The following is a 9,645-nucleotide window of genomic DNA, read 5'->3' on the forward strand; positions in this document are numbered from 1 at the left end:
AGCTGAAGCAAGGGATGGTAGGGCCGATGGTTTACGGATGGCGGGATCTGTTTTTGGAGCATAGGAAAGCACTTAGTGGATTCTGTCTTTAGGTTTTTCGGGAGTTTCTGCTTTGCTTCCCATCTTTCCGGTTAATGGGAGGGGGTGTATCCTGATGTGAGATCGCCGCGAAAATGCGTAGCGATCGCAGGGCCCAAACATAAAAGTGGGCCCCACGCTCCCGGTGTAAGGGAGGGCGTGGGGCCCGGACACATGGGCCTTGGTGGGTCCGGCTGCGCCAACAGCTGGGCCCACCTGCTCTTTTAGAGCACTCCAGTGAGCTTGAGTCCCCAGTACACGGCCTGCAGGATGCAGGTGATCAGGGTGACCGTCTCAGCGGCGCGCTTGCGCTTGGAGCGGCCCGGCGCGGACTGCTCGGACGAGCTTTCCAAGCCGGACATCTTCACCTCCTCTTCGAATGATTTCTGACTTGCCCCGTCCTTGGGGTGATTTGAACGTTAGCAGAGACGCGAGTGCGTAAAGAGCCCTCTCCTAGTCCTCAAGGCAGGGTTAGGGGAGGGTGCGTGCCGTCTGGCGATCGGGTGATGGAGAGGTTTTGTGCAATCCATTGGATTCCGTTTTTCTGGTGATCGTGTGGCCTTCCTGATGAAGGTGACCGAGGCTTGTCCGCCCAGCCGTGAACGGAGCCGCAAGATCAGGCAGGAGCACGGTCACCGGCTACTGCTGAGGACCGACCTGCAGGGCACGGCCGGCTGCGCTCGCCCGCATCACCGACGACGCCACCGACGAGCTGCGCCGTGAGTTCGCCGAGGCGGGGTTTGGGTGGCCGTCGGGACTTCCGTCGACAAGGAGCAGGTGCGGCTGCTGATGGAGGTCCGGCATCCGCTGACGGGTGAGCTGCTGGTGGCGCCGAAGGTTCGCCGTTGCCCGCGCGGCAAGCTGCAGGCGCATGTGCTTGCCGAGGCACACGCCGGGACTGGCGGCGAGCACTAGGTGGTGGCCGTCCTCCTGGAGGGCAATCCACCGATGCTTCCCCCCGCCGCCGAGGACCTGCTCGCCCGGGCCGACGAGCTGATGACCACCTGCTCCTGACCGACCAGCCCACAGCCCCATGGCCCCGCTGCCCGAGCCCAGTGCTTGGGCAGCGGGGCATTTTTCGTTTCGGGGTGGTCCCCTCCGGCACGGGGCTGAGGTAGCTCCGCACGCGGGCTGCTGGCGCACTCGCCGTCGGGGTTCCTCGCTGTGGCTGAGGTCCTCTCCTCTCCGGTCGTCAGGTCCGAGTCTTCTGCTGGGCTGCCCACGCGCGGCGGACGACCTGCGGCCGCTCCTGGTGAGGAACCGTCGAGGTGACTGTCTTGCCGGTGCGGCTGCGGACCGTGCACGGGGTGCCCGGGGCCGCCTTGCAGCGAGGACACGTCACCTTCGTCCACTCGCGGGCGGGCACGGCCTTGGCGTTCGGGCTCTTGGTGGGGCTGCCGCTGCCGCCTCGCGCCCGCGGAACCGCTCCTGGATCGCGCACCGGCTTCTTCGCCACCGGCTCCGGCACGCGCTGTGGTTCGCCCAGTGCAGGCCGCTCGCCCGCAGGCTTCTTCGCCTTGGGCCTCTTCGGCTTCAGGCATGTGGGGTGCGCGGGTTTTCCATGGCTGCCCTGCTCGGTGCTGGTGGTGACCTGGCCCTGGATCGAGTACCCGCAGACAGCACACACGAGAGGACCCGTCCGGCGCTGCCGCCGAGGCCCGAGCGTGGCCTTCACCGGCGCTTTCGCGGGCTGCGTCTCGACGCTGCCGTCTGCCTTTACGACCGTCACCTCGGAGGCGGGCGGCCGGTCGTAGGAGACCAGTCGGGGCGTGGCGGTGAAGGTCTGGCCGGTGCGGCCGCGGCGGCGCTTGGTCAACGGAGCCTCCTTGCTCGGGCGGGAGCCTAGTGGCCGGCATTTCCAGCAGACGGGGAAGCGCGGGAGTGTCACCCGCCCGGGCTCCCGGGCCGTCCCACGGCACGCGTTTCTGAGGCCGCATCTCCTCCCCGATGACAACCGCCAGTCGGCGTCTTGGGTGACCGGCAATCCGGGTTTACAGTCATGATCCGCTGGACTCCGGTCCATGATCAAACAAGAGGCATGGACAAAGGGGGTTACCCAGTCGGGTAACCCCGGCCGAGGCCGGGAAGGACGCCGCGCGGGCGGCATGAGGGAGGCTGCCGGGTGGCGTGGGTGACGGAGATCCGGGCGGACGAGCAGGTCGACTACCGCCTCGGTCGGCAGGCCGGGTGCGGCGTCGTCGACGATGCCGAAGCCGAGATCGACGCACCCGCCGACCAGGTCGTCGACTACCGCCTGGCGGCCGACGCCGACGGCGTTCTCGTGTGGGTCGGCTCGGGCCTGGACGACGTCGGCCTGATGGCCGGCGCGGCGCTGAACGCCGAAGGCGAAGCCGCGGCGAAGCGATTGATGAAGGGTGCGCACCCGCAGACCGGCGCCCGACTCATCAAGAGCAAGACCTCGGTCCGCGCGGACCGGCGGGCCACCCTCACCGTTGCCCCGGTCCTGCGCGCCATCGAGGCCCGCGCCGCCGAGGAGGCCGTCGACCTGGAGGCGCTGTTCGACGGCAAGCCCTACCAGCTGTCGAAGATGCAGCAGCAGCAGCGCATGGTGGAGAAGAAGGGCGAGGCCCAGCGGCTCCCGGTGCAGACCCTCCACAAGCTCGCCCGTGCTGCCGGCGTCGACCTGACGGACGTCTACGGCGAGAGCGAGCTGGCGACGGCGTGGGCGCACAAGGACATGCGCATCGACAGCCGGGTGCGCGGCTGGGACCTCGTCCTGGACCTCCCCAAGTCCGACAGCCTGCTGGCCGGGCTGATGAGCGAGGCCGACGAGAAGACGTACCGCGCGCTGGTCCACCAGGCGAAGGACGAGACGCTCCGGGCGCTCGAGGGCTGGATCGGCTACGCGGTCGGCTCGGAGGACGCGGCCCCGGTCCGGCTCGCCACCGGCGGCCTCCTCGGCTGGTCCGTGGAACACCGTGCCGCGCGGCCGATGGGCGACGGCCAGCCCGGTGACCCGCACCTGCACCTGCACGTCGTCGTCGCCAACATGGGGCTCTGCGAGGACGGCGAGTGGAGGTCGATCGCGAACTCCGGCCGCGACCTCTACCGGCACGCGTCGGCCGCCGACGCGTTCTTCAAGGCTCGCGTCCGAGCCCTGACCGCCGAGCGGTTCGGTGTACGGCGGACCCAGGCAGAGGCGTCCCGCGCGTGGGAGGTCGACGGGATCCCCGAGCAGCTGCGCGACCGGTTCTCCCGCCGCGCCGCCCTGGTCGACGAGCAGGCCGGAGAGGAGGCCACGCTCGCCGACAGGCTGCGGGTGTCCGCCGAGACCCGCCGGGCCAAGCACGCCGCCGATGCGGCGGGGATGCGGGAGAGCTGGCGGCAGCGCGCCGAGACTGCCGGCGTCGATGTCGACGCGATGGTGGCCGCGGCCGCGCCCGGGCCAGACGGTCCGCAGGGCGGTGCCGGGATTGACGGCCCGCCCGGTCCGCGCATCCCGCCCGGCGACGTCGCCGCGGTGGTCTTCCACCCGGAGACCGGCGTCACCGCGTCGAAGAAGTCCTTCAGCCGTGCGGAGCTGCTGGCCGCCGTCGCCAACGCCCTGCCCGATGGGATCGGTCCCGAGGCCCGCGACCTGGAGCGGCTCGTCGACGACGTGCTTCGGGTCGACGGGTACGCGGTGGCGCTGCTGGACACCGGGTCCACGGTGATGTCGTCGACCGCCCGCTACACCACGCGCGACGTCTTGGACGCCGAGGACGTCGCCGTCACCCAGGCCCAAGCGCGCTTCGGCGACGGCACGGTGAAGCTGACCGAGGACCAGGCGGCGGCCGCCATGTCGGTGTTCGCGGTGGCGGCCGGGTTCGAGCTGTCCGCCCAGCAGCGCGAGGTGGTCACCCGGCTGCTGACCGCCGGGCACGGGATCGACGCGGTCGTCGGTGTCGCCGGCGCGGGCAAGAGCACGCTGATGGACGCGTGCCGGATCGCGTGGGACGCCACCGGCACCACCTACGCCGGGGCCTGCTTGTCGGCTGTCGGCGCCCAGGGTCTGCAGGAGGCGTCCGCGATCCCCTCGAGGACCGTTGCCGCGTGGCTGCAGCGCATCGACTCGGGTGAAGGGCTGACCGGTGTCGACGTCCTGGTGGTCGACGAGGCGACGATGACGGACGACCGGTCCGCGGCGAAGCTGCTGACGGAGGCGGCTCGTACGGGGACGCAGGTCATCGCGATCGGCGACCCGCTGCAGCTCCAGGCCGTCGGGATCGGCGGTTGGTTCGCCGAGGTGCACCGCCTGGTCGACGGGCTCACCCTCACGGAGAACCGCCGCCAGCTCGACGAGTCGGAGCGGGCGGCGCTGGAGGTGTGGCGGACCGGCGACCACCACCAGGCGCTGGAGCTGCTCGCCGCCGGCGGCCGCGTCCACGCCGTGGAGACCGCCGACGACGCGCGCTCCGAGATGCTGATGACGTGGGACGAGCTGAGGCGGCAGTGGCCGCAGGAGCTGGACCTCCTCGAGCACCTGGTCGTGCTCGCCGCCCGCAACGGCGACGTCGACCTCCTCAACGCGGGTGCCCAGCAGATCCGCCGTGCTGCCGGCGAACTCGGCACCGAGCACACCTACGCCCTCCCCGGCGGGGCGACGCTGACGCTCGCCGAGGGCGACGTCGTCCGCGTCCGCGTCAACGACTACCGCAGCAGGCGCGGGCAGGGACCCGACGTCCTCAACGGCTACCGGGGCACCATCACCGCGATCGACGACGCGCACCGCGTCGAGGTCACCTGGCGGGCCAAGAACTCGCAGGGCAGCGGGACGAACCTGGTCTCGGCGTGGTTCACCCCGGACGACGTCGCCGCTGGCGCGCTCTCCCTGGGCTACGCGATGACGGTCGCGGCGAGCCAGGGCATGACCTGCCACACCAGCCTGCTGTACGGGCACGGCTGCAACGCCTACGCGACCTACCCGGGCCTCACACGCGGCCGCGCGGCGAACCACCTGTGGCTCCCCCTGGCCGTCGTCGAGGACGAGCGCACCCAGGCCGCCCTCGGTGCCGCCCGCTCGGAGACGGAGCGCCTGCAGCGCGCCGTGCGCGCCTTCGCGGACTTCCTCGGGCAGTCGAGGCCTGACGGCATGGTCTCCGACGAGCTGCGCGCCGCTCCGGAGCCCGTCACGGTGCCCCGGCAGGTCGACCGCGTCCCGTCCCGGGAGGAGACCGAGGCCGCCCTGCGTGCGGCGCGGGACGCCCGCGACGACATGAGCCGCGCCGTCTCCGGCAGCGCCGCCCGCTCGCGGTCGACGTGGGAGACGAGGCGCCGGTGGGAGCAGGCCGCCGAGGCGGCCCGGCAGGCACGCCAGCAGGGCCAGGAACAGGACCCTGAGCGCACCCGGCCGTGGCGCGAGCGCCCGTACGGAGACCTCAGCGACGTCGGCCTGCGCCAGACGGCCGCCCGGTACCTGGACCTCGCCGAGACGTGCGACCGCACCGCCCAGGAAGCGCAGGAACGCCACCGGCAGCTCGCCGAGCGGCTCGCCCAGGAACGCGCCGAGGGAGCCACCCGCGGGCAGAAGTGGGCCGCCGCAGCCGACAAGGTCCTCGCCCGATCCGAGGAACTGGTGGCTCGGGCCCGGGAGGCGTCCACTGACGCCGAGACCGCCGGCAAGACCGCGGCGTCGCTGCGCTCCCAGATCGCCCACATGGAACGGGTCCGGAAGACCGGCCACGTCCGGCTCCTCCTCTCCCTCACCACCAAGGGAGCCGTCCAACGGGACCTCGACGACCTTGTCGCCCTCCGTATCGCAGCCGAGGAAGCCCGCGACAAGGCCGCCCGCCTCTACTCGGATGCCACACGGGAGGCGTGGAAGAACCTCGCCGACTCCGAGCACGGCCGCAGCCTGGGCGCCGGTGAGGGCCACCCGCCCCGCGACCTGGAGGCAGTGGAGCGGCGAGTTCAGGAGATGCGCAGGCTCCTGCCCCAGCGGGCCCAGGCGAAGGACGTCCGCGACCTCCGGCAGCTCGGTGCCGCCAACGGTGAGGCGACGAAGGCCGCGGCTGACGCCCGCGACTGGAGGGAGGCCGCCGCGCTCGTCCGTAAGGAGCAGGGCATCCGGCAGACCCTGCGCGAGACCTCGCCCCTCGGCTACCGCATGGAGGCCAAGGCCCGCGCGACGCACATCGCCGAGCAGCAGCACCGGCAGGCCGAACAGATCCGGCAGCAGAACCAGGCCGCGAGCAGCCGGTACGAGCCTCCGGCGCCGTCACGGGGCAGAGGGATGGGGCTGTAGCCAGGGTGTAGGGGAAGCGCCCTTTGAACGCGGTGAAAATGTACCCAGGCCGGGGGTTCCGGGTATGGAAAAGTTGCTTAGGAGACTAGTATCGACACGGATGGACCTGACGTTCCGTGAAAGATCGCCAGACAGAAGAAGGCCCCATCTCGGGGGTCGAGACCCGAGACAGAGCCTTCTCCATCCGTAGCGTTAGAGCCCGGCCGTCCACCTTGCGGTCGGGCTCTTTTGCGCCCGCACCGTCTGCCGACCGTCTCCGCTGATCATCCTCCGATGATCAGCTTCACTACGTCCACGATGATCGCTGCCAAGGGCGCCGCATCGACCAGGACCTGCCAGCCGGACCGTTGGTCCTCCTGAGCATGGGGGCAAGTACAGCCCTCTTCGGACTGACCTCCACCCTCCTGGTCTTCTCGGTCGTCCTCGCCAGAACGATCGCTCGTGTCCTTCATCGCGACCTCCAAGGCCCGATAGCCGGACCTGACGGACCACCCGCCAAGCCCTCCACCCCCGGCGAAGAGGTCGGTGATGGAGAATCAGGAGGCCCTGGTTCGTCGCGAAACCCAGCATAGAGCGAACGCCGACACTTGCGGGGCATCGATCTCACCCCGGGCAAACGAACGTGCGACTAATGCGACCGCCCTACGCGCACGCGCGCGTCATGCCAAGGTGACTGGCATGTACGTGGAGCTGCACGGCGGGCCGCTGGACGGACAGCGCGTGCCCGTCGACCAGGACGACCCGGACCCGTGGATCGCGATCATCAGCGACCGCAGCCAGTTCAGCGGCCGCAGCATGTACGCCCCCGACGACACCGGCCGGTGGACGTGGGTCAGGGACCTGAGGCCGGAGGAGCTGTGAGCGGGCACCACGGCTGACCGACCCGGCGTCGACGGGTGTGCCGGCGGGCGCGGTCGGGATTCTGGAATTTCTGGACCCCCCTACGCGGGCGCGCGCGTAAGGCGGACGAAGTCGGGCGTATCGCCGGGTTCTTGCGCGACTTGCGTAGGTCCACGTGCGCGTGCGCCCAGAACAGGCCGTTCATCAAACGGTCGTTGAGCGAACGCCAGCTGGCCTCCTGGGCGGCCGGTGGGACGCCCTGCCTGGGGTGTTCATGAAGTTGTTCAGACTGCGCCAGCCCCGCGGCATCGCCCTACATGCGGTCCAGGCCGAACATGCGGGTGGCCGCTTGGCGGACCGTGATGGTGCTGGCCAGCCGTTCCTGCTGCTGCGGGACGGCCGGTGCGGGGCATCGGGCTGTAGAGCGCGGTGGCCCGGCAGTTTGGTCGGTGCCGTACGTAGTCGGACGGGCTCCAGGCCGGGCGCGAAGCGGGTTCGGAGCCGCAGGTCATATCAGCCACCGGATCGGGCGGAGGGAATCGACCGGTGGGCAGCTCCACGAGTACGCAAGTGCGTCCAAACATCCCGTTAGGACCACATGTGACCGCCGGGCCGAGTGCGGATATATCGGACATTGAAACATGCGTTGACCCAGTGTGATTCTCGGCCAACTGATAGGAATCCGCTTTACATGAAAGTGTTGAGCTATCGAAGATCTCTGCGATCCCCACGAGGGGGACAAGGGAGGGGTATCGTGAAGTTCTCCGGTAGATCATTTGCTTTCGCCGCTGCAGGCGCAGCCTTAGCTGCCTGCCTCACCACTGCGCCCGCCAGTGCCGACACCGCACAATTCAGCAATGGCGTCAAGGTCACCATCCACACCCGCGGCGACGGGACCAAGCCGCCGGCGCATCTGGGCAACCCCACGGAATGGGGCGTCGCGGAAATACCGATGGACGACTCGACCGGAGGCGTACGCCCGATGGTTATAGAGAACGTCGGCGGCGGGCAGTGGAGCTACGGCTGGTACCTCACCACGGGTGGCAAGTACTGCTACTCGAACTACTACCACCTCACCGTGGAACACGGTTCGACGGTGAAGATCGCCAACCACAGCGTCAAGGACATCGTGCCTGCGGGCGATACCTCCAATGCCAACCGGACCGCAGGCGCTGGCTACGTGTGCTACGCCTGGTACTCCAAGTACTAGCCTGCACATCTCTGCGCCCGCGAACCACGCCCAACCGCGAGGTGTCGGGCGGAGGATGCGCGCCGCCGCTGGGGTCGCTGCCGGTGCAGCGACCCCAGCGGTGCATGCTGCACGATTGGCCATGAGCAGAGAACAGGAGAGGGCGATCACGCATTTTCCATGGGCCCGCGCGGCTTCTATCATGACACCCTTCGGGGCAGGCGCGATTCTCGGCGTTACCGGCCCCTTGGCCGATAAAAGCGACCACCCAATCGCCCACGCTGTAGCTATCGTCTTCTCCGGCGGATGGTCGTGGGCCTGCTTCGCCTTCCTGGTGGGCTACTCCCGCCGCTCCAAGACCGGGTCCGCAATACTGGCCGCTTCGGCATTGACCGTTGGAGTAGCCCTCTACTATCTCCTCAAGTATCTGAGCCCAGCCGCTGGGGGCGGACAGGTCCTCTCGGGCGGACCCATAGAGGAAACAGCGTCCAAGATCATTCTTTGGAGTGTAGCGGCTTTCCTGCTCGGTGGACCCGTCGGACTCATGGGAAACCTCGCGCGAACTCCCGGTTTCGCCGGGCTCCCGTTCCGCATGGTCATTCCAGCGATCGCCATTTTCGAGACCACCATGCGATTGCGGGCAGAGGCTGACCTGCAGGTTCCACTGGTGGGTCTGACGTGGAGCGTAATCCGTTTCCTTTCGGTGGTAGCTGTCGTGGCTCTCATCGGTCACACGGTGTGGAGATGGCGCGTCCGCCGCGGTCGGCCATACCAACATGCGGAGGCCAACGCGTTGCTGCAGGACGTTGACGCCCTGCAGCACTCCACCCGTGACGCTCGTGGCTGAGCGTCAGCCGCAGCATGCAGCCGTGTGCCGGTTTCTCAACGTGCGGCTTGTGCACAGGCACTCAGAGCGGCCGGCCGCTCTGAGTGCCTGTGCACCGCGCATCCAAGCTCTGTACTGATGTCCTGCGGGTCTCCTCGCGGTCGGATTTCCGATCAGCCTGTTCTGGCTCTTGATAATGTTCCTTCTCAAGAGCCAGAAGTGAGGAAGCGTCACATGGACCGTCGCCCGTTCCCGATCGCCCCCGTACCGCCCGCGCCCCTCACCGAGGACGACGTCGTCGACGCCGAGCTCGTGGAGGACAGCGCCGCCGCGGCGGTGGCCGTTCCGGCGGGTCGGGACCGGGAGCTGTCCGCCGAGACCGCCGCCGCCATCAAGGCGAGTGTCGCCGCGTCCACCCGCCGCGCCTACGCCGCCGACCGCCGGGCGTTCGCCACCTGGTGCACAGCC

The 9,645-nt window shown here is 69.3% G+C and carries 7 protein-coding genes and 1 pseudogene; 6 read left to right on the forward strand and 2 right to left on the reverse strand.

Annotated features, from left to right (window positions below; all coding sequences use genetic code 11):
• Positions 1–302: 302 nt before the first annotated feature.
• On the reverse strand, positions 303–440 hold the full coding sequence (locus tag HW445_RS09405) for a hypothetical protein (RefSeq protein WP_180220573.1): 138 nt from the start codon (positions 438–440) through the stop codon (positions 303–305).
• Positions 441–822: 382 nt separating this feature from the next.
• Between HW445_RS09405 and HW445_RS09410 the strand changes: the two genes are divergently transcribed.
• The gene (locus HW445_RS09410) at positions 823–993 is read left to right on the forward strand and encodes a hypothetical protein (protein WP_180220574.1); all 171 of its coding nucleotides are present in this window, start codon (positions 823–825) and stop codon (positions 991–993) included.
• Positions 994–1,270: 277 nt separating this feature from the next.
• On the opposite strand, the gene HW445_RS09415 is transcribed toward HW445_RS09410, so the two are convergent.
• Positions 1,271–1,894, reverse strand: a complete 624-nt coding sequence (locus tag HW445_RS09415; RefSeq protein WP_180220575.1) for a hypothetical protein — start codon at positions 1,892–1,894, stop codon at positions 1,271–1,273.
• Positions 1,895–2,200: 306 nt separating this feature from the next.
• Between HW445_RS09415 and mobF the strand changes: the two genes are divergently transcribed.
• The 5 genes and pseudogenes from mobF to HW445_RS09440 form a co-directional block, all read left to right on the forward strand.
• Complete coding sequence (gene mobF, locus HW445_RS34250; protein WP_180220576.1) at positions 2,201–6,322, forward strand: MobF family relaxase; 4,122 nt, start codon at positions 2,201–2,203, stop codon at positions 6,320–6,322.
• A gap of 678 nt (positions 6,323–7,000) precedes the next feature.
• Positions 7,001–7,183 carry a hypothetical protein gene (locus HW445_RS09425; RefSeq protein WP_180220577.1) on the forward strand — a complete coding sequence of 61 codons (183 nt, stop codon included), beginning with the start codon at positions 7,001–7,003 and terminating at the stop codon, positions 7,181–7,183.
• Positions 7,184–7,916: 733 nt separating this feature from the next.
• A complete protein-coding gene (locus tag HW445_RS34255) occupies positions 7,917–8,372 on the forward strand; it encodes a lactococcin 972 family bacteriocin (protein WP_308798729.1) in 456 nt (151 codons plus the stop codon).
• Between the two features lie 121 nt (positions 8,373–8,493).
• Positions 8,494–9,198: a hypothetical protein gene (locus HW445_RS09435; protein ID WP_180220579.1), complete on the forward strand. Its 705-nt coding sequence runs from the start codon at positions 8,494–8,496 to the stop codon at positions 9,196–9,198.
• A gap of 213 nt (positions 9,199–9,411) precedes the next feature.
• Positions 9,412–9,645: pseudogene (locus HW445_RS09440) on the forward strand (hypothetical protein); the annotation flags it as partial.

Source organism: Streptomyces sp. UH6 (assembly GCF_013421635.1).
Taxonomy (GTDB): Bacteria; Actinomycetota; Actinomycetes; order Streptomycetales; family Streptomycetaceae; genus Streptomyces; species Streptomyces abyssomicinicus.